General features: G+C 71.0%; 19 protein-coding genes. 14 read left to right on the top strand and 5 right to left on the bottom strand.

Translation table 11 applies throughout. The features are described 5' to 3' along the window. Positions 1-11 precede the first annotated feature (11 nt). Positions 12-1145: a thiamine-phosphate kinase gene (thiL, locus tag C5E07_RS03630; protein WP_258063766.1), complete on the top strand. Its 1134-nt coding sequence runs from the start codon at positions 12-14 to the stop codon at positions 1143-1145. Here thiL and rsmD read toward each other — a convergent pair. Continuing rightward, positions 1094-1705: a 16S rRNA (guanine(966)-N(2))-methyltransferase RsmD gene (gene rsmD, locus C5E07_RS03635; protein ID WP_181057774.1), complete on the bottom strand. Its 612-nt coding sequence runs from the start codon at positions 1703-1705 to the stop codon at positions 1094-1096. The two genes, thiL and rsmD, sit on opposite strands and share 52 nt — an antisense overlap. A 106-nt stretch (positions 1706-1811) precedes the next feature. On the opposite strand from rsmD, the gene C5E07_RS03640 reads away from it, so the two are divergent. From C5E07_RS03640 to mutM, 10 genes are all read left to right on the top strand, one after another. Continuing rightward, complete coding sequence (locus C5E07_RS03640; RefSeq protein WP_104240614.1) at positions 1812-2855, top strand: MoxR family ATPase; 1044 nt, start codon at positions 1812-1814, stop codon at positions 2853-2855. A gap of 72 nt (positions 2856-2927) precedes the next feature. Then, a complete protein-coding gene (locus C5E07_RS03645; RefSeq protein ID WP_146081436.1) occupies positions 2928-4181 on the top strand; it encodes a DUF58 domain-containing protein in 1254 nt (417 codons plus the stop codon). Further along, the gene (locus tag C5E07_RS03650; RefSeq protein WP_104298475.1) at positions 4178-6622 is read left to right on the top strand and encodes a DUF3488 and transglutaminase-like domain-containing protein; all 2445 of its coding nucleotides are present in this window, start codon (positions 4178-4180) and stop codon (positions 6620-6622) included. The genes C5E07_RS03645 and C5E07_RS03650 overlap by 4 nt, the downstream gene beginning before the upstream one ends. Further along, positions 6622-8772 (top strand): ATP-dependent DNA helicase RecG, encoded by a 2151-nt coding sequence (locus C5E07_RS03655; protein WP_104298476.1) that lies wholly within the window; start codon positions 6622-6624, stop codon positions 8770-8772. The genes C5E07_RS03650 and C5E07_RS03655 overlap by 1 nt, the downstream gene beginning before the upstream one ends. 49 nt (positions 8773-8821) lie before the next feature. Next, on the top strand, positions 8822-9553 hold the full coding sequence (locus C5E07_RS03660; protein ID WP_104298477.1) for a copper resistance CopC family protein: 732 nt from the start codon (positions 8822-8824) through the stop codon (positions 9551-9553). Positions 9554-9652: 99 nt separating this feature from the next. Then, positions 9653-10153, top strand: coding sequence for a pantetheine-phosphate adenylyltransferase (gene coaD, locus C5E07_RS03665; RefSeq protein WP_104240619.1), 501 nt, complete (start codon positions 9653-9655; stop codon positions 10151-10153). Between the two features lie 43 nt (positions 10154-10196). Further along, positions 10197-10817: a DUF177 domain-containing protein gene (locus C5E07_RS03670; RefSeq protein ID WP_258063767.1), complete on the top strand. Its 621-nt coding sequence runs from the start codon at positions 10197-10199 to the stop codon at positions 10815-10817. 41 nt (positions 10818-10858) lie between these two features. Continuing rightward, positions 10859-11062 (top strand): 50S ribosomal protein L32, encoded by a 204-nt coding sequence (gene rpmF, locus C5E07_RS03675; RefSeq protein ID WP_068484295.1) that lies wholly within the window; start codon positions 10859-10861, stop codon positions 11060-11062. 10 nt (positions 11063-11072) lie between these two features. Continuing rightward, complete coding sequence (gene rnc, locus C5E07_RS03680; protein ID WP_104240621.1) at positions 11073-11819, top strand: ribonuclease III; 747 nt, start codon at positions 11073-11075, stop codon at positions 11817-11819. A 2-nt stretch (positions 11820-11821) separates the two neighbouring features. Continuing rightward, positions 11822-12691 (top strand): bifunctional DNA-formamidopyrimidine glycosylase/DNA-(apurinic or apyrimidinic site) lyase, encoded by an 870-nt coding sequence (gene mutM, locus C5E07_RS03685; protein WP_104298479.1) that lies wholly within the window; start codon positions 11822-11824, stop codon positions 12689-12691. Positions 12692-12744: 53 nt separating this feature from the next. Here the strand turns inward: mutM and C5E07_RS03690 are convergent, their stop codons facing one another. Continuing rightward, entirely contained in the window at positions 12745-13467 is a 723-nt protein-coding gene (locus C5E07_RS03690; RefSeq protein WP_104298480.1) for an MBL fold metallo-hydrolase, read from the bottom strand. A 53-nt stretch (positions 13468-13520) separates the two neighbouring features. On the opposite strand from C5E07_RS03690, the gene C5E07_RS03695 reads away from it, so the two are divergent. Both C5E07_RS03695 and C5E07_RS19625 read left to right on the top strand, forming a co-directional pair. Continuing rightward, a complete protein-coding gene (locus tag C5E07_RS03695; RefSeq protein WP_104298481.1) occupies positions 13521-14063 on the top strand; it encodes a TetR/AcrR family transcriptional regulator in 543 nt (180 codons plus the stop codon). A gap of 10 nt (positions 14064-14073) precedes the next feature. Beyond that, positions 14074-16029, top strand: coding sequence for a hypothetical protein (locus C5E07_RS19625; RefSeq protein WP_219820119.1), 1956 nt, complete (start codon positions 14074-14076; stop codon positions 16027-16029). Between the two features lie 22 nt (positions 16030-16051). Here the strand turns inward: C5E07_RS19625 and rnhA are convergent, their stop codons facing one another. The 3 genes from rnhA to C5E07_RS03715 all read right to left on the bottom strand — a co-directional run bounded on the left by rnhA (position 16052) and on the right by C5E07_RS03715 (position 18457). Continuing rightward, positions 16052-16486, bottom strand: coding sequence for a ribonuclease HI (gene rnhA, locus C5E07_RS03705; protein WP_219820120.1), 435 nt, complete (start codon positions 16484-16486; stop codon positions 16052-16054). A 68-nt stretch (positions 16487-16554) separates the two neighbouring features. Beyond that, positions 16555-17247 carry a bifunctional 2-polyprenyl-6-hydroxyphenol methylase/3-demethylubiquinol 3-O-methyltransferase UbiG gene (locus C5E07_RS03710; protein WP_104298483.1) on the bottom strand — a complete coding sequence of 231 codons (693 nt, stop codon included), beginning with the start codon at positions 17245-17247 and terminating at the stop codon, positions 16555-16557. Between the two features lie 106 nt (positions 17248-17353). Next, the gene (locus C5E07_RS03715) at positions 17354-18457 is read right to left on the bottom strand and encodes a GNAT family N-acetyltransferase (RefSeq protein WP_104298484.1); all 1104 of its coding nucleotides are present in this window, start codon (positions 18455-18457) and stop codon (positions 17354-17356) included. 200 nt (positions 18458-18657) lie between these two features. On the opposite strand from C5E07_RS03715, the gene C5E07_RS03720 reads away from it, so the two are divergent. Then, positions 18658-22569: an AAA family ATPase gene (locus C5E07_RS03720; RefSeq protein ID WP_104298485.1), complete on the top strand. Its 3912-nt coding sequence runs from the start codon at positions 18658-18660 to the stop codon at positions 22567-22569. The last annotated feature ends 111 nt before the right edge of the window (positions 22570-22680 follow it).

The following is a 22680-nucleotide window of genomic DNA, read 5'->3' on the forward strand; positions in this document are numbered from 1 at the left end:
ATCGTGAGCGGGTGCCTGCTCTTCCCGACGACGCCATCCGCCGAACCCCCGCTGACGTGCTCACGGTCGGCGCGTGCGGCGAGGCCGATCTGCTCCAGCGCATCCTCGCGCGGGTCCCGGCAGCCGATGACGCGGTGCTCGGGGCCGGCGATGACGCCGCGGTGCTGACGGCGGGCGATGGGCGGGTCGTCATCACGACGGATCTCATGATCGAGGGCCCCGACTTCCGCTCGGCCTGGTCGACGGCGCGCGATGTGGCGCGCAAGGCGTGCGCATCCAACCTCGCGGATGTCGCCGCGATGGGCGCTGCCCCGACGGCGATCACGGTGGCGCTCGCGCTGCCGTCCTCGACGCCGGTCTCCTGGGTCGAGGAGCTCGCGGACGGCTTCGCGGCGGCCCTCGCCGACATGGCCCCTGGCTGCGGCGTGGTCGGCGGCGACCTGTCGACGAGCGAGCAGCTGACGATCGCGATCACCGCCTTCGGCGACCTGCGCGGGGGCGACCCGGTGCGGCGATCGGGTGCCAAGGCGGGCGACGTGCTGGCGCTCAGCGGCCCCGCGGGGCGCAGCGGTGCGGGCCTCTCCCTGCTCTACTCCCTCGCGAGGGACGCGCGCGGGGAGGCGCTCGCCGAGGGAATCGAGGCCCTGCGGTCGAGTGGCGACGCCGTGCGCTCAGTCGTCGACTGGCACCTCGCGCCGACGATCGACGCCTCCCTCGGCCTCGCCGCGCGAGCTGCCGGGGCGACGGCCATGATGGATGTGTCCGACGGCCTGCTCCTCGACGCCTCGCGCCTGGCGAGGGCCAGCGGCGTCCGCGTCGAGGTCGAGACGTCGTCCCTCGCCGTCGACATCGCCGCGGTCGAGGCGGCGCTGCGAGCCGCCCTGCCCGGGGTCGGGACCGCCGAGCTGCACGCACGAGCCGTGGACCTCGTGGTGGTCGGCGGGGAGGATCACGGCCTGCTCGCCACCTTCCCGGCTGGGACGCCGCTGCCGGAGGGGTTCCGGGTGATCGGCCGCGTGCACCCGCATGAGGACGGACAGGTTCCCCCCGTGCTCGTCGACGGCGCTGGCCGGGCCGCCCGCGGGTGGGACCCCTACGCCTGGGACTTCTCGGCCCCCGGCTCGTCGACGGGGCTCACCTCGTAGCTGAAGACGATGGTCTCGCCGTAGGACTTCCGGCGCAGCAGCTCGAAGGACTCTGGCACCGTGGGAGCTGGGGAGCGCGACCCCCGCTCGACGACGACGACCGCCTCCGGTGCCAGGTGCGGCACCAGGGCCTCGAGCGCCCCGGTGAGCTCCGCTTCGCCGAGCTCGTATGGCGGGTCGACGAAGACGAGCTCGAAGGGCTGACCAGGAGCTGTCCGCAGGAAGCTGTCGACGGAGTTCTGCGCGACGCGGGAGGCGACGGCCCGGCGACCCTGCTCTCGGGTCACGCGCGCCAGCAGCTCGGCGTTCGCGCGCAGCACGTTGGCGGCCGACTTGGACTGCTCGACGAGTACGGCGCTGGATGCGCCCCGGCTGAGCGCCTCGAACGCGAGCGCACCGGAGCCCGCGTAGAGGTCGAGCACGGCGATGCCGCCGAGGTCGAGCAGCGATTCGAGCGAGGAGAACATGGCCTCGCGGACTCGGTCGCTCGTCGGACGCGTGCCGCTCTTCGGGACGGCGAGCGAGTGGCCCTTGGCGGCTCCGGCGATGATGCGTGTCACGCTGCGATCGTAGCCGCGACTGCGTCGACCCATCCACCGCCTGGAGAAGCTGGCCGAACTTGTCGGGGGTGCGTGGAATGATGGGCACTTGAATTCGGAGGTGGCCATGGAATACGGCAACGGCGCGGAAACCGCGGCGGCGAGGGCTCTGCCCGCAGAGCCGGCTGGGCGCGAGCGCGCATCGAGCACGGCGGTCGCACTGCAGGACGGCGCGCGGCAGATCCGCGAGAGCGTCGCATCGGTCATCTCAGGCAAAGACGAGCAGGTGCACCTCGCGGTCGTCGTGCTCCTCGCCGGCGGTCACCTCCTTGTGGAGGACGTCCCCGGGGTCGGCAAGACGGTCCTCGCCAAGACGCTGGCGGCGGCCATGGACTCGAGCGTGAGCCGCATCCAGTTCACGCCAGACCTCCTGCCCTCGGATGTCACGGGCGTCGCGATCTACGACCAGGTCGAGCGGCGCTTCGAGTTCCAGCAGGGCCCGGTGTTCGCGAACGTCGTCATCGGCGATGAGATCAACCGCGCCTCCCCGAAGACGCAGTCGGCGCTGCTGGAGTGCATGGAGGAGGGGCAGGTCACGGTCGACGGCGTCACGCACCGACTGCCAGTGCCCTTCACCGTCTTCGCGACGCAGAACCCCTCCGAGATGGAGGGCACCTACGCGCTGCCGGAGGCGCAGCGCGACCGCTTCATGGCGCGCATGTCGATGGGGTACCCCGAGCGCGACGACGAGCTCGCGATGGTCGACCGGCGCGACTCGAGCGACCCCTTGTCGAGCGTCCGCGCCTCGCTCAGCGCGAGCGACGTCTCCAGCATGATCGAGCAGACCTCGCGCATCTACGTCGCGCCCGCCATCAAGCAGTACATCGTCGACCTCGCCCGTGCCACCCGCGAGCACGCCGACGTCCGTGTCGGCGTGAGCCCGCGCGCGACCCTGCACCTCGTGCGTGCCTCGAGGGCGGCCGCCGCGGTCGCCGGTCGCGACTTCGTGGTGCCGGACGACGTCTCGAAGCTCGTCGGCCCGGTCTTCGCGCACCGGCTCGTGCTCAGCGCCCGCGGCTCTCGGGGAACGGCGGCGTCGGCGTCAGCCGCCCGCATCATCGACCAGATCTGCCAGCAGATCGCCGTCCCAACGAGCGCGGCGACCGCGTAGCGCGTGGCGACGAGGCGCATCGAGAGGCGGCTGCGACCCACCAGCCGAGCCATCGGCCTGGTGGTGGTCGGCGTGCTGCTGGCCGCAGCCGCCGTGGTGTTCGGCCGGGGTGAGCTGCTCGCGCTCGGCGGGTTCCTCATCGCCCTGCCGCTCGTCGCCTTCGTGCTGCGCCTCATCTGGCGACCACGGCTCGACGCGGTGCGCACGATCTACCCGACCACCCTTGCCGTCGGCGACCGGATGCGGGTCGTCACCGAGGTGCGCAACCGTTCGCTCATCGCGCTCGAGCCGAGCTCCTACCTCGATCTCCTGCCCGGTGCGGAGCCGTCCAGCATCGGCGGGGTGCTGCCCGCTATCGGCTCGCGACTCCACCGCAACGAGGACAAGCGGCGACGTCGCGTCGCCTACGGCGTCGACTCGATGCGCCGCGGCGTCCACGAAGTCGGCCCGCTCTTCTTCGACAATGCCGACGGGCTCGGTCTCACGAGGCGAGTCCTCAAGATCGGCGAGGCCACCGAGGTCGAGGTCTGGCCTCGAGTGGCAGAGCTGCCCGCCATGTCCGTGCCGAGCGGCAAGAGCGGGGGCGAAGTCGAAGCCGGGGTCGCGCAATCCGGGGACTCCGACGACGTCCTCACCCGCGACTACCGTCGCGGCGACCCGCTCAGGCGCATCCATTGGCGTGCGACGGCGCACGCGGGCGAGCTGCGCGTGCGACAGGAAGAGCACCACGCGGAAGACACCTCGGTGGTCATCCTCGACACGAGCGCGACGGCCGCCGCCGAGGAACCGAAGGCGCCGCTGACTCTCGTCGACCTCATGAACGAGCAGTCGGCACCGGCGACGGCCATCGACGCGGAGTTCGAGCTCGCCGTCTCGCTCGCCGCCTCCGTGCTCGCTCGCTTCCACCGCTTCGGCTACGAGACCGAGCTGTTCGAGACGCACGCGGGCCTCGACGGCGACACGGAGAGCACACGTACCCCCTCCGAGGAAGCGCTCGAGTCGGTCATGCGCAGGCTCATGCTGACGCAGCCGGACTCGGCGGCGGGGGAGCGGCGAGAGGCCTGCGCCGAGGTCGTCGACGACATCTCGCGTATCGCGCGCACGCCGGTCGTGTACGTGCATCGGAACCTGGCCGGCGACGGACTGACCGCGATCCGCTCGCTGTCGGCGGTGGCCGCCCCGGCCCTCGCACTCATCGTCTCCGCGAAGCCGGTGCCGCGCGCCACCCTGACATCGTTCACCGATGCGGGCTGGAACGTCGCCGTCTACTCGCCCGCCAGAGCCAAGCCCTTCACGCCGCTGCTCGAACTGGAGGCCACCGCATGAGCTCGCACGCGACCACGACCGCGCAGATGCGTCGTCGGCAGGGCTGGAAGGGCACTCCGGGAGCCAACGGCTCCTGGGTCGTCACCGTCTCCCTCGCGGTGCTGATCTTCAGCGCGACGAACCTCCTGTGGCCGATCTTCGACACGAACACGTGGTCGGCGAAGGCGATCGTGCTCGTCACGATCATGCTCGGGGTCGCCGCCCTCGTGCGCACCTTCACGGGCTCGCAGCTGTGGGCGCTCGTCGCCTCGATGGTGGGCGGCGCTGTTGTCCTCGTCGGATTCACCGGGCGGGGATCGCCGCGCGCCACGGTCGAAGGGTGGGGAGTGCTCGCCGAGCAGCTCGTCGAGCAGCTCCGCTCGGACGCCGCCCCGCTTCGCGAGACCGAGGCGATGACCATGCTCGTGCTCATCGGCGTCGCCGTCATCGTCGTGCTCTGCGACTTCTTCGTGTTCGGCATCAGGGGCCGCTCGCTTGCGACGCTGCCCCTGCTCGCCTTCCCCCTCATCCCGATGGCGCTCGGCATCGATGCCTTCAACGGCTGGTCGTACGTCTTCGCGGCGCTGGCGCTCGCGGTGTTCCTCTACGCCGTCTCGAGCTGGCACCAGCGCGTGCACGACGAGGAGCTCTCCTATCAGGGGTTCCTGGTCGACAGTCGAGGCGTGGCCGGCCTCGGCGGGGCCCTCGCGGTCACCGCCGTGTCCCTCGTCGCCGTGCTCGTGGCCTCCACGGTCGTTCCAGCGCCGACCGGCATCGACGCCATCCGGCAGACCTCGACCTCCGGCCTCTCCACCAACCGCGCGAACCCCATCATCGACCTGGGCGAGGACCTGCGGCGCAACAACCCGGTCGAGGTGCTGCGCTACGCCACGACCACCGACCAGGGCTCGCTCCCGTACCTCACGCTCCAGACCCTCAGCGACCTCAGCGGCGAGGACGACTGGATGCCCGGCGACTTCGACGGCAACCTGAGCGTCGACGGCGGCGACCTGCCGCTGCCCGACGGCGTCTCGGCCGGGGCTGAGTCGAGCGAGTTCACGACGCGCATCGTGCTCAACGACGGCGTCAGCTCCTTCCTCCCGCGCCCGGGGTTCGCGGCCAACATCATCGACCTGCAGGGAGACTTCCTCCTCGACGAGCAGACGGGCGACGTCCGCAGCGCCGGTGACGAGGCGCTCGCGCAGAACTACGAGATCCAGACCGTGGTGCCGACCCCCAGCTTCGAGGCGATCTCGCAGCTCGACGCCGAGGTGCCGGCGGGCCTCGAGGCGCTCACCGAGGTGCCTGAGGGGCCGAGCACCGACCGCATCCGCGACGTGGTCGGCGAGATCGTCGACGAGGACGCGCCCGCCGGGACACAGGCCCTGCAGCTCCAGTCGTTCTTCGCCGACGGGTTCGCCTACTCGGAGACCGCGCCCGTCCAGCAGGGGTACGACGGCACGAGCCTCGACGTCATCGCCCAATTCCTGGAAGCGCGGGCCGGCTACTGCGTGCACTACGCATCGTCGATGGCCGTCATGGCGCGCATGATCGGCATCCCGTCCCGGATCGGGGTCGGCTTCACTCCCGGCTCCGCCGGCGAGCTGAACGCGGAGGGCCAGCCCGTCTACACCGTGACGAGCAACCAGCTCCACGCGTGGGCCGAGCTCTACCTGCCCGGCCACGGCTGGGTCATGTTCGAGACGACGCCGGCCGGCGCGCTCGGCAACCTCGTCGCCCCCGGCCCCGGCGAGACGACGGCGCCGACGATGACGCCAGAGGTCGCCCCATCGGCCTCGCCTGCGCCGGTCGAGACCGAGAGCACCGCCGCGCCGACCGTGCCGCCTGAGAGCGAGACGCCGACGCCGACGCCCACGCAGGGCGCCGAAGGAGCAGGCGAGCAGGCTGGCGAGAGCGAAGCCGTCGACCTCACGGCCCTCTTCATCACCCTCGCCGTCATCGGCGGCGTGCTCGCCCTGGTCGCGCTCCTGCTCATCCCCGCCTTCCTGCGGGGCGCCAGGCGCCGCGCGCGTCGCGTCGCGGTCCTGGCAGGCTCGCCGCCTCAGCATCCGAGTCCCGGCAACGCCGCCTGGCAGGAGGTGTCCGAGAGCGCCGTCGACTACGGGGTGCCGCTCGGCACCGGCCTCACGCCGGCAGCCGTCGTCGTGGCCATCGCCGCCGGCTTCGAAGCCCCCGAGCGCGCGACGGGCGACGGCGCCGGGGTCCCAGCCGCCACCGCCCAGCGCGTCGCTGACGCGCGGAGCGCGCTCGAGCGCCTCCGGATCGAGCACGAGCACGCCGCATTCTCGGACCCCGGCGCGTCGCACGCGCTGAGCCAGCACGAGCGGGAAGGTATCTGGAACGACGTCCTCCTGGTCCGGTCCGCGCTTCGCGCATCCGCCTCGTCCGCAGCGCGACGCCGGGCGGTGCTCGCGCCCGCATCCCTGTCAGGAAGGCGCTGATGGACGACATCGGTCTCGATACCCCGCTCGAGGACGTCCTCGGCAAGCGCGACGCGCAGCAGCTCGCGAAGCAGCTCGACGTGACCACCGTCGCGGGCATGCTCGAGCATTACCCGCGACGCTACGCGCGTCGAGGCGAGATGACCGCCATCGAGTCGCTGCCGCTCGGCGAGCACGTCACCCTCGTCGCGCGGGTGCTGCGCGTCAACGAGCGGCAGATGCGCGCACGACGAGGCTCGATCGTCGAAGTGGAGATCACCGACGAGAAGGGCATCGTCTCGCTGACGTTCTTCAACCAGAGCTGGCGTGCCAAGCAGCTGCAGCCGGGAGTGACCGGCATCTTCTCTGGCAAGGCCTCCGCGTACCGGGGAGCCATCCAGCTCGCCCACCCCGAGTACGAGCTCTTCGAGAACGCGCCACTCGAGGCCCTCTCGGAACGACGCGACCAGTGGCTCAAGGAGCCCATCCCGATCTACCCGGCCACCGCCAGCCTGCCGACCTGGAAGGTGGCGGCGGCCGTCCAGGCGGTCCTCGACGCCGTGCCGTTCCTCCGCGACCCCGTGCCGGTGGAGACGCGCGCCATGTTCGGGATGTACAGCTACGACGAGGCGATGCGCGCCATCCACCAGCCCGAGACGTTCAAGCTGCTCGAGCGGGCGCGGGAATCGCTGCGCTTCACCGAGGCGTACGTGCTCCAGGCGGCGCTCCTCCAACGCCGGGCGATCTCCGAGCTCGTCGCGGCGAGAGCGAGGACCGACACGGTCGGGCCGATGCTCGAGGCCTTCGACCGACTCGTGCCGTTCGAGCTCACGCCCGACCAGAAGACGGTCGGGCGGCAGATCGCGAAGGACCTCGCCCGCGGCGTGCCCATGCACCGTCTCGTCCAGGGCGAGGTGGGCTCGGGCAAGACCCTCGTGGCCCTGCGCGCGATGCTGCAGGTCGCCGACGCGGGCGGGCAGTCGGCCATGCTCGCGCCGACCGAGGTCCTCGCGTCCCAGCACCACCGATCGATCATCGACTCCCTCGGTCCGGAGCTTTCCGCGCAGCTCATGCCGACCCTCATCACCGGCAGCATGACGAAGACGGAGCGCAAGCGCGCAGCGCTGCGCGTCGTCGCCGGCGAGGCCAAGATCGTGGTGGGCACCCACGCGCTTCTGAGCGACGACGTGATGTTCGACGACCTCGGCCTCGTCATCGTCGACGAGCAGCACCGCTTCGGGGTGGAGCAGCGCGAGTCGCTGCGCGCGAAGGGCGCTCAGCCTCCGCACCTGCTGGTCCTGACGGCCACTCCCATTCCGCGCACGGTCGCCATGACGGTCTTCGGCGACCTCGATATCTCGAGCATCGTGACCATGCCGAAGGGGCGGCAGAAGATCGAGACGTTCGTCGTCGCCACCCGCGAGCATCCGCACTGGCTGGAGCGTGCCTGGCAGCGCGTCGCGGAGGAAGTCGACCGGGGGCGGCAGGCGTTTGTCGTGTGCCCCGCCATCGAGCCAGCCGAACCCGCAGAGCCGGTCGATGGCGAGGAGCCGGCCCAGCCCGTGACCGCCGTCATGGAGCTCGCGCCGACGCTCGCCGTGCATCCGCTCTTCGCGGGCAAGCGCGTCGCCGCCGTGCACGGGGCGATGCCGAGCGATGAGAAGGATGCCGCCATGCGGGCCTTCGCCGAGGGCAAGATCGATGTGCTGGTCGCGACGACCGTCATCGAGGTCGGCGTGAACGTGCCGAACGCCTCGGTCATGATCGTCATGGATGCCGACCGGTTCGGGGTGTCCCAGCTCCACCAGCTGCGGGGCCGCGTCGGACGAGGAGAGCACGCCGGACTGTGCCTGCTCGTCTCGAACACCGAGGAGGAGTCCACCGCTCGGGAGCGGATCAACGCGGTCGCCGAGACGCTCGACGGGTTCGAGCTCGCCGAGCGCGACCTGGAGCTGCGACGCGAGGGCGACGTGCTCGGCACGGCGCAGTCAGGGGGACGCACGTCCCTCAAGCTCCTGCGCGTCATCGAGGACACCGAGCTGATCCGCTCCGCCAGGGACGAGGCGGCGCTGCTCATCAACGACGACTGGAGCCTCAAGAGGTGGCCCGACCTTAAGGCGGCCATCGGCCGGCACAGCTTCGAGGAACGTGAGTTCCTCGGCAAGTCCTGACGGCTCGAGCCCCTCGGTCGGCGAGCGTCCCCTGGCCTACGATGGGCGGGTGACCTCTTCCTCCTCCGCACACGCCCTCCGCGTCGCCTCCCGCCTCATGCTGGCCGCCATGCTGGCGTTCCTGGCCCTCGCGCTCGGTCTCGGATCGCAGTTCGCTTCCGCGCACGACCAGCTGATCGAGTCGAGCCCGGCCGCCGACGAGTCGGTCGACGTGGCTCCGGAGAGCGCGACCCTGACGTTCTCCGCTGAGGTGCAGTCGGAGGGCACGCTCGGCCCGCAGGTCGAGCTGTTCGCGGTGACCGCCGTGGAGCAGACGGCCCTCGAGCTGGAGTCGGCGGCCACGGCCGACGGCTCGGTCGTGACGCAGGCGCTCCCGCAGCTCGCTGCGGGGGACTACGCCCTGAACTGGCAGGTCGTCTCCTCCGACGGCCACCCGATCTCCGGCACGATCCCGTTCACGGTGTCCGTTGGCGTGGCGCCCGCCGAGGTCGCCGCACCGTCAGCGTCCGCCTCCGCCGGTTTCGGTGCCGCCGAGAACACCGAGGGCGCCGCGATCACGAACAGCGACGCGGGAACGTCGGACGAGGCGTCCCAGTCGACGGCCGCGGCCTCCGGGATCCCGCCGTGGGCCTGGGTGCTCATGGGGCTCGCCGGTGTGGCCGTGGTCTTCGTCTCGTTCATCCTCTTCCGGCGCAAGGCCGCGGACCTCGAGGCGAGCAGCACGCCGAAGCCCGAGGAGCCGCTGGCCGATGGGGACGACGACACGCCCACCCGCGTCTAGCTCGCATCTGACCCTGTCACGCCTGCTCCATGCGTCCCGATCACGCGATGAGCGCTCCATGGGCGCGACGTGCAGGGACCGCCCCGTAGTCTTGTGGGCATGAGCAGAATCGCTGTCGTTCCCGGCTCGTTCGATCCGGTTACCCTTGGCCACCTCGACGTCATCCAGCGTGCCGCAACGGTCTTCGAGGAAGTGCACGTCGTGGTTGTGCACAATCCCGACAAGCACGCGCTCCTGCCCATCTCGCGCCGCGTCGAGCTCATCGAGCAGGCGGTCTCGGCGACCGGCATCCGCGGCAACGTTCGCGTCGCGTCGTGGAGCGTGGGCCTGCTCGTCGACTACTGCACCGACGTCGGCGCGAAGGTCATCGTGAAGGGCATCCGGTCACAGGCCGATGTGACCTACGAGACTCCGATGGCGATCGTGAATCGCAACCTCGCCCGAGTCGAGACGATGTTCATGCTGCCAGACCCGAGCCACGCGCACGTCTCGAGCTCGCTGGTCCGTCAGGTCGCCTCGCTCGGTGGAGACGTGTCGCCGTACGTGCCTCGTGTCGTCTACGAGTACCTGCAGGGCGACACCGACACCTCCATCGAGTAGGTGGCTCGGGATGCACTCCGCGACGAGGGCGTACAATCTCCCGGTGACTTCCTCTCCGTACTTCGTGAACATTGCGACCATCGTGGGCAAGCCCGGCACGATGCGCGAGCTCGAACTCGACTTCGATGCGCCTGAGCGCATCGGCGAGGGGCTCGGCTACATCGAGAAGGGCACGCCGGTCGAACTCGACGTTCGTCTCGAGGTGCTGCATGACGGCATCCTCGCGACGGTCGGCCTCGAATCGAGGATGGCCGGGGAGTGCAGCAGGTGCCTGACACCGCTGGACGAGCCGCTCCGGGTCGATTTCGCAGAGCTTTTCGCGTATGCTCGCGACGAAGCCCTCGAGTACGAGGTTCACGACGACATTGTCGACCTTGAACCGCCCGTTCGCGATGCGGTAGTGCTCGCACTGCCATTCCAGCCGGTTTGTCGGCCGGACTGCCTCGGCCTAGATCCTGAAACCGGCGAGAAGCTGGTGGAGCCGCTCGAAGAGCAGGCACCAGCGGTTGACCCGCGTTGGGCGGCGTTGGCAGGGTTTGGCGCTTCAACAGAAGCACCCGAGGAACCAGCAACGGGTTCCGAGGAAGCCGCGGGTCCTCGTGAGACAGAATCTCCTGAGGATGCGCGCAACCATGATTACAAGGGGGAGCCGGGCCAGTACTGAGCCCGCCTCCCTGCACGATGAAAGATGAAAGGTAGACGCCGATGGCTCTCCCCAAGCGCAAGATGAGCCGCTCGAACACGCGTTCGCGCCGTTCGCAGTGGAAGGCCTCCGTGCCGACCCTCGTCAAGACCGTCGAGAACGGCAAGGTCACCTACAGCCTCCCGCACCGCGCGAAGGTTGTCGAGGACGCAGCCGGCACTCCGCTGTTCTTCGAGTACAAGGGCCGCAAGGTCGCAGACGTCTGATCCTCGCGTCATGCACGACGTGAAGATCATCGACCCCGACGCCGCACCGTCAGCTGAGCTGGCACGCGGCCTCGGGGTCGACTTCGTTCCCTCGCTCCTCGAGCTCGCGTTGACCCACCGGTCGTACGCGGTCGAGAACGGTGGCATCCCCGACAATCAGCGCCTCGAGTTCCTCGGCGACTCGATCCTCGGGCAGGCCGTCACCGTCATGCTGTACCGGACGTACCCCGATTACTCGGAGGGGCAGCTGTCGCGTCTGCGCGCATCCCTCGTCTCGACGGTGGCGTTGGCGGAGATCGCGCGGGGCCTCGGCCTCGGCGCCTACCTGCACCTCGGTCGTGGCGAGCACCTGACGGGCGGCAACAAGAAGGATTCCGTCCTGGCGGACACGGTGGAGGCGGTCATCGGCGCCGCGTACCTCTCCGCCGGGGTCGAGGTCGCGACGGAGCTCGTCCTGCGCCTCGTCGAGCCGAAGCTGGCTGTGGTGTGGCGTCTCGGGGCCGAGCAGGACCCGAAGACCGCACTGCAGGAGCTTGCGGACACGCGGGGCGCCGAGCCGCCGCGCTACGAGGTGGAGGGGTCTGGCCTCGAGCACGACCGCAGCTTCACGGCGACGGTCACGGTGCTGAAGAAGAAGCGCATCCTCGCGCAGGCGCAGGGCGTCGGCACGAGCAAGAAGCAGGCGGAGGTCGCTGGGGCGCTTGCCGCATGGCATCAGCTGAACGACGGCGGCGACGGCGCCCCTGCGGGCTCCTAGTCGTGCCGGAGCTGCCTGAAGTCGAGGTCGTGCGCCTCGGCCTTGAACCCGCGGTCACGGGTGCCGTCGTGTCGGCCGTCGAGGTGCTCGACGAGCGCTCGCTGCGTCGACACGTTGGCGACTCGGCCGAGTTCGTCGGTGCGCTCGAAGGGGCGAGGATCTCGAGCGTGTCGCGGCGCGGGAAGTTCCTGTGGCTGCCGCTCGCGGGCCGCGAAGAGGCGCTGACGGCGCACCTCGGTATGAGCGGTCAGATGCTGCTCCGCACCTCGGACGCGCCCGACGACCGGCACCTGCGAGCGCGCATCCGCGTCGATGGTCCCGCTGGCGATCTTGTCGTGGCCTTCGCCGACCAGCGCGTCTTCGGCTCACTGGCCGTCGATCGCCTCGTGCCGACGGCGGACGTCGAGGGTGAGCGGGTGCCGTCGCAGGTGGCGCACATCGCACGCGACCCGCTCGATCCGAACTTCGACGACGATGCGTGGGTGGCGGCGCTGCTGCGCCGCAAGACGGGTGTCAAGTCCGCACTCCTCGACCAGACGCTCATCTCGGGCATCGGCAACATCTACGCCGACGAAGCGCTCTGGCGGGCGAGGCTGCACTACGGGCGCGTCACCTCCGGGCTGTCGCCGTCGAAGGCGAGGGAGCTGCTGCTGCACGTGCGGGAGGTGTTCGCGAAGGCGCTCGCCGAGGGTGGCACCTCCTTCGATGCGCAGTACGTGAACGTCAACGGGCAGGCCGGCTACTTCGCGCATTCGCTCAACGTGTACGGGCGCCAGGGGAAGCCGTGCCCGAGATGCGGGCGGCCGATCGTTCGCGAGAAGTTCCAGAACCGGGGCTCGCACTTCTGCGAGAAGTGCCAGCGAGAGCGGTAGGCCACAGGGCCAGCGTCGCCCTGCGCTGTGCTCCGTGGCGACGAGCGGTGAGCTCAGTGAGTGCTGCTGGAGGCCGACTCGACCGCCGCGACCGCCGCAGCCACTCCTGAGCTCCAGGGCGCTCCGTGTCCTGGCAGCACCCACTTCGCCTTCGTGTCGATGATGGCGCGGAGCGACGTCATGGCCTGTGCTGGCTCGTCGGTGAACGGGGCCGCTTGTGGGCCCTCCTGCCCGGTGAGCACGTGGCGGGTCGTGAGTGCATCCCCGACGAAGACGGCGTCGGCGGCGGGGACGAAGACCGCGATGCTGCCCGGCGAGTGGCCAGGCATGCCGATGATCTGCGGCGAGCCCGGGAGGTCGAGCGTCGCTCCGTGCTGCACCTCGACGACCTCGGTGAGCCACGTGGTTCGCGCTCCGCCCTTGCGCAGCGTGTAGGCGGCGAAGGTGAGGAGGGGCCCGAGCTTCATCGACTGCTTGGCGTTCGAGGGCTTCGACCCGCCCTTCGCACGGGCGGCGTCATCCGCATGCACGTAGACGGGAATGCCGTGGTCGCGTCGCAGCCGCTCGGCGAAGCCGACGTGATCGGAGTCGCCGTGGGTGAGGATCACGCCCTTGATGTCGTCGACCGAGCGTCCGATGGATGCGAGCTCGGCGATGAGCTCGCGCCAGTGGCCGGCGAGGCCGGCGTCGATGACGGTCACGCCCTCCGGGGTGGTGACGAGGTAGGCCGCGACGATGTCGTTGCCGATGCGGTGGAGGGAAGCGTCGAGTCTCATGAAGGCTATGGTACGTAGCCATCATGGCTACTGTCAATAGCTATAGTGGGGGCATGCCTACTCCGGACAGGACCTCCCTCGACGCGATCGTGCTCGCCGCCCGCGACCTCCTCGAAAGCGAGGGGCTCCCCAAGCTGAGCATGCAGGCGGTCGCCGTCCGGGTGGGAGTCCGTGCGCCCTCGCTCTACAAGCGGGTCGCGAATCGTGAGGAGCTCATCCAGCTCGTTGCCGAGGCGACCCTCGTCGAGCTCGGAGAGCGGCTGGACGCCGCCGGCGATCTCGAGCAGCTCGCGGATGCGTTCCGGGCCTTCGGGCACGAGCGCCCGGCCGCGTTCCAGCTCGTGATGACGCCGGGGGCCGGAACACCCGCTGCACGGCCGGAATTCGGTGCGGACGCGAGCGCGAGCATCCTGCGCCTCGCGGGCGAGCTCGCCGGTCAGGAGCGAGCGCTCGAGGCGGCCCGCACCCTGACCGCGTGGGCTGCCGGCTTCGTCAGCATGGAGCTGAACCGAGGCTTCAACCTCGGCGGAGACATCGACGAGGCCTGGCGCTACGGACTCGCGGGCATCGTCCGCGCCATCGGCGCGCGCGGCTAGGGTCGTTGTCATGGGCTACTCGCTGAACTTCATGCGCATCGAGGGTGGCGAGCACGTCGATGCGGACCGGCACGAACTCGCGGCGTTCCTCGCCGCCCGGGGGCTGCACGTCGTCCCCGACGAGAGCACGGGGGCACTCTTCGACGCCGGAGGGCAGCCGCTCGCCTTCGACGGGAACTGGTCCGATCTCTACCTCGACCCGCCCGAGCAGGAGGCACCGCTCGCCGGCGGCATCTTCCACGCCACGCTCTCAGAGGCTGAGCTTGGCTTCATCTTCGAGCTCTGCGTCGCGGCAGGCTTCCTCATCGTCAACCCGCAGGGAAGCCCGACGTACATCGTCCCCGCGGAGAACCACCCGCCACAGGCGCTCGATGACCCCGAGGACACGGCCTGGGTCGGCAACGCCGCCGAGCTCCGGCAGGCCCTCTCCGGCAGCTTCTCCGACTTCGTCCGGTTCCGCGACCTCGTCCTGTCGCGCCCGGTGTCGGAGACGCTCGCCGCGCGGGAGCGCAGCCGGCAGCGTGCTGAGCAGCCCAGCCCGCGGGAGCTCGCAACCCTGTCGCTGCTCGCGCAGCAGTACCGCGAGCATCCGGCGGACTCCGCCGCCTTCCACGGCTACTGGGCACGAGCCATGGTGCGCGGCACCTGGGTGGTGGCGCTCGACCCCAGCACGTCCCGGCTCGAGATCTCCGAGGACGACGGAGTGCCGACCCTGTTCGCGTTCACGACGTCCAGGCGAGCCTCGCTCGGCACGCCCGGACCGGCGCCGCGCTTCGTCACGGCGACGCTCCAGCAGGTAGCCGACGAGATCGATCACGGGGGAGTGCTTCGGGTGGTGCTCGACCGTGGGCTCGACGATGCGAGTCTCGACGCCGCCTGGCTGCGAGGCCTGGTCGAGACCTACGCCGAGCAGCCTCACCTCTCGACGAGACCGGTGGTGCTGCCGCGCGCCGCAGAGGGAACGGTCGCCGACAAGCTCAGGACCACGCAGCAGGAGATCCTGCAGCTGGTCGCGGCGGGCCTCGACCTCGAGGAGACCGAGACGGCCAGCCGCTTCACGGTGCTCGGCAACCACGCCCGCGTCGGTCACCCGATCGCCGTCATCCTGGGCCTCGGCGCCGACCCCGAGCGCACCGACAGCAAGGGCTACCGGCCGCTCCACCACGCAGCCAACGGGCTCCACGTCGAGAACGTCCGCCTCCTCCTGCGGGCCGGTGCCGAGGTGAGCGCGCAACGCGTGCTGCCCGGTGCCCGCACCGGTTCGGCGGGCACCGGCACGAGCCAGGCGCCGACGCCGCTGCTGCCGCTCGAGCTGGCCGCGAGCCGAGGCGTCGTCGGCGACGGCCTCGACGATCTCCTCACCCTCACGCAGCTCGTCGAGCTCCTCGTCGCGGCAGGCTCGCCCGTCACCGATGCGGTGCGCGCCGACATCACGCTCGCGGCGCGTTCAGGCGAGGCGAGGCGCATCCTGCTCTCGGAGGAAGACGCCGCGACTCAGGATGCCGCGCTTGCACGCCTCTCCGAGCTCACGGGCGCCCAGCCAGCCGAGCGGATCACCGCGCCGAGCGCCTCCCTGGCCCGCGCGATCGGGGACACGGACGCGGAGCGCTTCGCGAACCTGCGTGGCCAGCTGGTTCCCGAGGTCGGCCGAGCAACGACCGTGCAGGGTGAGGTCGTCCGCATCGTCGACGTCATCCTCGCCGAGATCCGCGGCAACGACGGCCTGGACTTCACCGAGGCGCACGTCGATCTCGCACGCGCCTGGCACGGCTACCTCGAGACCGGACTCGACAACGGCATCAGCGGCCCTGGGTGGGACTGCGTCCTCGAGATCCAGGAGCATCTCGCCACGCGTCGCGGGTTCGAGGACGCCTCGTGGGATGAGCTGATGCGGTCAGTGGCCGTCACCTGGGTGGCGCAGAACCCGCAGCTCATCCCGCTCGGCGACGTCGCCTATCGCCTCTGACCGAGCGTCGCTCGCTGTACTGCTAGCCGCGACCCAGCGCCTGGTCGACGCCCTTGTTCGCGAGCATGTCGGCGCGCTCGTTGCCGACATCACCCGAGTGGCCCTTCACCCACCGCCACTCGATGGTGTGTCCGCTGTCCTCGACGAGCGTGTCGAGCTCCTTCCAGAGCTCCGCGTTCTTGACGGGCTGCTTCGAGGCGGTCTTCCACCCCTTCGCCTTCCACCCCGTGATCCACTCCGTGATGCCCTTGCGAACGTACTGGCTGTCCAGGTAGAGGGCGACGCTGCAGGGCTTCTTGAGCGCGCTGAGCCCCTCGATGACGGCTTTGAGCTCCATGCGGTTGTTGGTGGTGTTCAGCTCGCCGCCGAACAGCTCCCGCTCGTGGTCGCCCGACCGCAGCCAGACTCCCCAGCCGCCGGGGCCGGGGTTGCCCTTGCAGGCGCCATCCGTGTACATCACAACATCATTCACGTGCGTCCCTCATCTCCGTCGCCGACCACGCAAGAGTAGTCGGGTGCCGAGGCTCAGCCCATTCGGCGCAGGAGCACCACGCTGTCCTCGAGCGTGCCGGGAGCGCCTTCTGGGGAGGCGACGTCGCGGGTCCGCGACTCGGCGATCACCGTCTCCCACTCCCCGGCGGGCAGCGCCAGCTCGGCGATCTCCCGGTCCGGCTGCACGAAGAGGTGCGCGGGATGCTCCGAGTCCTGCACCCACGACGGCACTCCGGCGTGCGCGACGGTCAGGAGGTGCCCGCCGGGTGCGAGCATGAGGGCGGCCTTGCGCAGGATCTCCGCCCGAGGCAGGTGGACGGGCGACTGGAAGAAGCTCGCCGTGATGAGGTCGAGCCCATCGTCCGGGGACCAGGTCTCGAGGTCGCCCGTCGCGAAGTCGAGCAGCGCGGCGTCGACGCCAGCGTCGATGGCTGCGGCGCGTGCGCGCTCGATGGCGACGGTCGAGATGTCGATGCCGGTGACCCGCCAGCCCTGCTGGGCGAGCCAGATCGCGTCGCCACCCTCGCCGCATCCGAGGTCGAGCGCACGGCCCGGTGTGAGCGTGCCGGCGACACTCGCGAGGTTCGCGTTCACGCGACCGGACCAGACGGCGGGCTTCGCCTTGTAGAGCTCGTCCCAGAACTCGAGCGGCGGCTGGGCCGTCGCTCCGGCGCCAGGCTCGTCGGGGCTCGAGCTTGTGGTGGCGTGGTGGTTGTGCGAGGTCATGCGCTCAGCATGCGCACCAGATCGAACATCTGCAACCTGGTTTGCGAGAACCGCAAGCGCCGGGTGTTCGGCTCCTGGGTTTCGTCTCTCACGCAGCCACGCAGCCTCACAGCCGCTTCTGCCAGCCGCCTTCCGGCGCGAGGGGAACGAAGCCGAGCGCCTCGTTGACCCGCAGCATGTGGGCGTTCTCTTCAGCATTCCACGTGAACACTCCGGTGCACTCCGGGTAGCGCTCGGCGAGCTGCACGAGGTTCGCGGCCTTCACGAGCATCCCGAGTCGCCTGCCGCGATGCGTCGACGTGACCAGCGTGTTGTCCTGCTGCGCCGGACGCGTCGTGTCGTCGAGGTCGAGCTGCAGCATGGACTGGGCCACGAGGGTGCCGCTCGGGATATGCAGCACGGCGGCGTTGAGGAACGTGGAGCCGGCGGCGAGCACTCGGCGCTCCATCTGCGAGACGCGCTCGGCGTCCCAGTGCTCCTCATCGGCCTCGAGGTCGCCAGCCGGTGCGTCGATCGACATGTCGCCGTTGAGCCGCGCCAGGTCGTCGAGGTACTCGGGGTCGCTCTCGCCCTCCCAGCTCAGCAGACGGTAGGCCGCACCAGCCCGGGCCGCCGCGGCTTCGACGTGCGCACGCAGACGTCCCGCCGACACGGGCAGGCGCAGCTCGCTGATGCGCTCGACCTGCCCCAGCTCCCACCCGTGCGTCCAGAGGAAGCGCGCCGCCGGGTCCGCCGCCGAGACGCTGCCATGTCCCGTTGGCGCGAGCACCCGCTCCCCGCCGCCCGTCGGATGCTCCACCCAGGCCTGCAGGGAGGTGCGCCCGTCGGCCCGAGCGAGGTCCTCGAGGTGGGCCGCGACGAAGGTGCCGATACCGCGTCGCCGGTGGGGTGCATCCACAACGACGTGAGGATAGGCCAGCGAGGGGGAGTCGCGGGGCGAGACCATGAGCTTCGCAGCGGCGACGGGGCGCTCGGCCTCGAGGTCGCTCGCGCCGCGCTGGAACGCGAGGAAGAGGCGCGTGGTGACCTGTCCTGGCATGGTCCAGTCGGCGAGGACCCGCTGGCTCGTCTCGAGCAACCGCCCCTCACCGTAGGTGCCCGCAGAGCCGCGGTTGACGATGTCGGCGAAGCGCTCGAGCAGGCCCCAGGCCTCAGCGTCTCGGTCCGACGCTGGATCTGGAGGCGTGAGCTCCCGAATGAAGTAGTCCACTCCGGTACCGTAGCTGTCAGGTCAAGGCGTCGACAGCCCCGCCAGCGCGACGATCAAAGGCGCACTCGCGCCGGAGTGAGCGACCAGCCCGTCCCGCCCGACCAGCCCATCCCGACCGACCCAGTCAACCCCGACCACCAACTCAGCCCGACCGACCCACGAGCGATGTCCGACCACCAGCGAGAGGCCAGCGAGCGCGCATGCATCTGAAGAGCCTCACGATGAAGGGCTTCAAGTCGTTCGCGCAGCCGACGACGCTCGCGCTCGAGCCCGGGGTCACGTGCGTCGTCGGGCCGAACGGCTCAGGCAAGTCGAACGTCGTGGATGCGCTCGCCTGGGTGATGGGCGAGCAGGGCGCGAAGAGCCTCCGCGGCGGCAAGATGGAGGACGTCATCTTCGCCGGAACCGCGACCCGCGGGCCGCTGGGCCGCGCCGAGGTGACGCTCACGATCGACAACGCCGACGGGATGCTCCCCATCGAGTACAGCGAGGTGACGATCCGTCGCACCCTGTTCCGCAACGGCGGTTCCGAGTACGCCATCAACGGCGACGGCGTTCGGCTCCTCGACGTGCAGGAGCTGCTGAGCGACACCGGTCTCGGCAAGGAGATGCACGTCATCGTGGGGCAGGGACGCCTCGACGCCGTGCTCCGCGCGACGCCGGAGGAGCGCCGAGGCTTCATCGAGGAGGCAGCCGGGATCCTCAAGCATCGCCGCCGCAAGGAGAAGACGGTGCGCAAGCTCGAGGCCATGGAGGCCAACCTCACGCGCCTGCGTGACCTCACGAACGAGGTCCGCCGACAGCTGAAGCCCCTCTCCCGGCAGGCCGACATCGCGAGGCGAGCGCAGGGCATCCAGGCCATCGCCCGCGACGCGAAGGCTCGCCTGCTCGCCGACGACGTCGTGCAGCTGCGCGCGGCCCTGCGGCTCGCGACCGGCATCGAGCAGGAGCGCTCCGAGGAGCGGGTCGTGCTGCAGGAGAAGCTCACGGCCGCGCTCAACCGGGCCGAGCTGCTCGCCGCCGAGAATCGCGGAGACGCTGCCGACGGTGCGCGCCGCGTCGTGTTCGACCTCGAGAGCGTGCGCGAACGCATCCAGAACCTCAACGCGCTCGCCTCGCAGCGCAAGGGGCTCCTCGTCTCGCGCCTCGAGTCGCCGGCGTTCGTGCCGACCGTGACCCTCGAGGCGGTGGACGCAGCGCGCCGGGAGACGGAGGCGCTCGCGGGGCGTGCCGCCGAGGCCGAGGCGCTCTGGGAGGCGACGAAGCTCGCCACGCAGGATGCGCGTGCCGCCCTCGACCGCATCGACGTCGAGATCCAGGCCCAGGCGACCCGGATCTCCGCCTACGACCTCAGCCGCAGCGAGCTGCGCGGCGCCGCCGACACTGCCGCCTCGAAGCTGGCGTCCGTGCGGGGCGAGGTGCTCAGGCAGCGCAACGCGCGCGACGCCGCAAGCGACCGCCTCGCGCAGGCGACGAAGGCGAAGGAGGAGCTCGACGCGACCGCAGTCCAGAGCGCCTCCGACTCGAGCGAGCTCGACGCCGCCTACAAGCGAGCCGAGGCGGCACAGCGTGAAGCAGAGCAGGCTCTCGACGCCGGACGCACCCGCGCGCACGAGCTCGAGCGAGAGCGCGACGCCCTCCAGGCGCGCGTGCAGGCGCTCACCCTCGCGACAGCCGCGAAAGACGGCACCGCCGCGCTCCTCGCCGCACGCCTCGAGGGGGTCGAAGGCCCCGTCGCCGAGCACCTCCGCATCGACGAGGGCTACGAGGCCGCCATCGCCGCCGCCCTCGGCTCGACGGCCGATGCGGTCCTCGCGAGCGACGCCGATGCCGCGTTCCGAGTGCTCGCCCACGCCACGGGGGAGAAGCTCGGGCTCGTCGAGATCGTCGCCGAACTCGGCGAGGGCGGGCCCATCCAGGCGGGTTCCACGAACCCGACGCTGCCGGAGGGCCTCCGCCCCGCGGCAGCTCTGGTGCAGGGGCCACCCGCCATCACCGCCCTGCTCGCCCACGTGCACGTCAGCGAGACGCTCGACGAGGCACGCGCGGCGATGGCCGCGCTGGTGTCCTCGGATGCCGCGGCCCCCGCAGGCGCGGGACTCACCGTCGTCACCAGAGCAGGCGAGGTCGTCACGAGCACCTCGCTCCGCGGCGGGTTCGCGGAGGAGGGCACCAGCCGCCTCGAGCTGCTCGCCGCCCGCGACCGAGCATCCGCACGTCTCACCGTGGTCACGGACGAACTCGACCAGGCCGCGCTCGCGCTCGCCGAGCACCGGGCCGCGTCGCAGGCGGCGAAGGCCGAGGCGAAGCGCACGCTCGACGCCCTCCGCGCCTTCGACGGCGCCCTCGCCGCCGAGCGAGAGCAGCTCAACCGGGCCAGCGCGCGAGTGGATGCGGGCAGCGCCGAGCTCGCGCGCGCCGCGAAGGCCTTCGACCTCGCCTCGAGCGGCGTCGAAGCCGCAGAGCAGGCGGCGCTCGCGGCGAAGGCGGCGCTCGCCGAGCACGAAGCCCTCCCGCGCCCCGAGCTCGACTCCTCGGCGCGCGTCGACGCCAACGCCGCCGTCGAACGTGCGCGCGAAGCCGAGGTCGAGGCCCGGCTGCAGCTCGAGACCCTGCGCGAGCGGTCCCGAAGCGAGCGGCTTCGCGCCGAATCCCTCGTCCGTCAGCTCGACGCCGACCGCCAGGCTGCCGACAAGGCCGCCAGGGAGACGGTCGTGCGCCGCGCCGAACTCGCCCAGACCGAGCGCGTGCTCGCCGCCATCCCGAGCCTCACCGCAGCCGTCCAGGCGTCGCTCACCGAAGCCCAGCAGCAGCTCGCCGAAGCCGAGCGCGAGCGCGCCGCCCAGCACGAGGAGCTCGGCCAGCTCCGCCAGACGGAGCAGCAGCTGCGAGCGCGCCTCAGCGAGATCACCGAGGACGTGCACTCGATCGAGCTGCAGATCTACGAGAAGAAGAGCTCCCTGCGCTCCACCCTCGAGCGGGCAGCGAGCGAGCTGCGCCTCGCCGAGGCGGTCCTCGTCGCCGAGTACGGTCCCGACCAGCTCGTGCCGGCGGACGACGACGCGCTGCGCGCCAAGGCCGAGCGCATCGCCTCCGCGCTCGCCGAGCAGCGAGCCAGGCACGAGGTTGCGGGCGAGGGCGAGGCGGCCGCAGAAGCCGAGGACTCGGCGGCGGCGAGCGGCGTAGTCGAGGCCGTGGGGGAGGGCGAGGCCGCTGACGCGGCCGGCCAGCCGAGTGCGTCCAGGGCCGCCAGCGCCGCAGAAACCGACAGCGCCGAGCACTCCGACGCCACCACCGAGCAGGTCGAGAGCAGCACCGCTGCCCAGGCCGCGGCAGCGATCTCGGCCGGGGCCGTCCCCGCGCTCGCCGAGCAGCTCGACGACGACCTCGCCGCAACCCTCGAGGGGGACGCCGAGGAGGAGTTCGTGGGCGTGCCGTTCGTTCGCGCGGAGCAGCAGGCGCGCCTCGCGGCGGCAGAGCGCAAGATGTCCACGCTCGGCCGCATCAACCCGCTGGCGCTCGAGGAGTTCGCGGCGCTCGAGCAGCGGCACGCGTTCCTCGCCGACCAGCTCGACGACCTCGCCGCGACGAAGGCCGACCTGCTGCGCATCGTGGGCGACATCGACGAGCGCATGCGCACCGTCTTCGAGGCCGCCTTCGAAGACACCCGGGCCGCGTTCCACACGGTCTTCCCGATCCTCTTCCCCGGCGGCTCCGGCGACATCACGCTCACCGCGCCCGACGACATGCTCACGACGGGCATCGAGGTCTCGGTGCGGCCGGCCGGCAAGAAGATCGAGCGCCTCTCGCTGCTCTCCGGCGGCGAGCGCTCGCTCGCGGCGGTCGCGATCCTCGTGTCCATCTTCAAGGCCAGGCCCAGCCCGTTCTACATCATGGATGAGGTCGAGGCCGCCCTCGACGACGCCAACCTCGGTCGACTCCTCGCGGTCTTCGAGGAGCTCCGCGCGTCGAGCCAGCTCATCGTCATCACCCACCAGAAGCGCACGATGGAGATCGCCGACGCCCTCTACGGCGTCTCGATGCGGCAGGACGGCGTGTCTGCCGTCGTGGGCCAGCGCATCCACCGCAGCGAGGACCAGCCCGCCGCCTGAGCGCCGCCCCGCGGCCGCGGTCTGCCTGTCTGCCTGTCTGCCTGCCTCTTGCCGCCCGCGCCCGCGCCTGCGCCCCCGCAGCCCGCGGCGCGCCCGGCGTGGGACGATGGA

Origin of the sequence: Pseudoclavibacter sp. RFBJ3, assembly GCF_002931375.1 — a bacterium.
Classification (GTDB): Bacteria; Actinomycetota; Actinomycetes; order Actinomycetales; family Microbacteriaceae; genus Pseudoclavibacter.

Coding starts and splice junctions, on each gene's coding strand:
- C5E07_RS03655 (WP_104298476.1), top strand. CDS start 6,622: ATGGACGACATCGGTCTCGATACCCCGCTCGAGGACGTCCTCGGCAAG.
- rpmF (WP_068484295.1), top strand. CDS start 10,859: ATGGCTCTCCCCAAGCGCAAGATGAGCCGCTCGAACACGCGTTCGCGC.
- coaD (WP_104240619.1), top strand. CDS start 9,653: ATGAGCAGAATCGCTGTCGTTCCCGGCTCGTTCGATCCGGTTACCCTT.
- C5E07_RS03640 (WP_104240614.1), top strand. CDS start 1,812: ATGGAATACGGCAACGGCGCGGAAACCGCGGCGGCGAGGGCTCTGCCC.
- rnhA (WP_219820120.1), bottom strand. CDS start 16,486: ATGTACACGGATGGCGCCTGCAAGGGCAACCCCGGCCCCGGCGGCTGG.
- C5E07_RS03650 (WP_104298475.1), top strand. CDS start 4,178: ATGAGCTCGCACGCGACCACGACCGCGCAGATGCGTCGTCGGCAGGGC.
- C5E07_RS19625 (WP_219820119.1), top strand. CDS start 14,074: ATGGGCTACTCGCTGAACTTCATGCGCATCGAGGGTGGCGAGCACGTC.
- rnc (WP_104240621.1), top strand. CDS start 11,073: ATGCACGACGTGAAGATCATCGACCCCGACGCCGCACCGTCAGCTGAG.
- C5E07_RS03720 (WP_104298485.1), top strand. CDS start 18,658: ATGCATCTGAAGAGCCTCACGATGAAGGGCTTCAAGTCGTTCGCGCAG.
- C5E07_RS03710 (WP_104298483.1), bottom strand. CDS start 17,247: ATGACCTCGCACAACCACCACGCCACCACAAGCTCGAGCCCCGACGAG.
- C5E07_RS03695 (WP_104298481.1), top strand. CDS start 13,521: ATGCCTACTCCGGACAGGACCTCCCTCGACGCGATCGTGCTCGCCGCC.
- C5E07_RS03690 (WP_104298480.1), bottom strand. CDS start 13,467: ATGAGACTCGACGCTTCCCTCCACCGCATCGGCAACGACATCGTCGCG.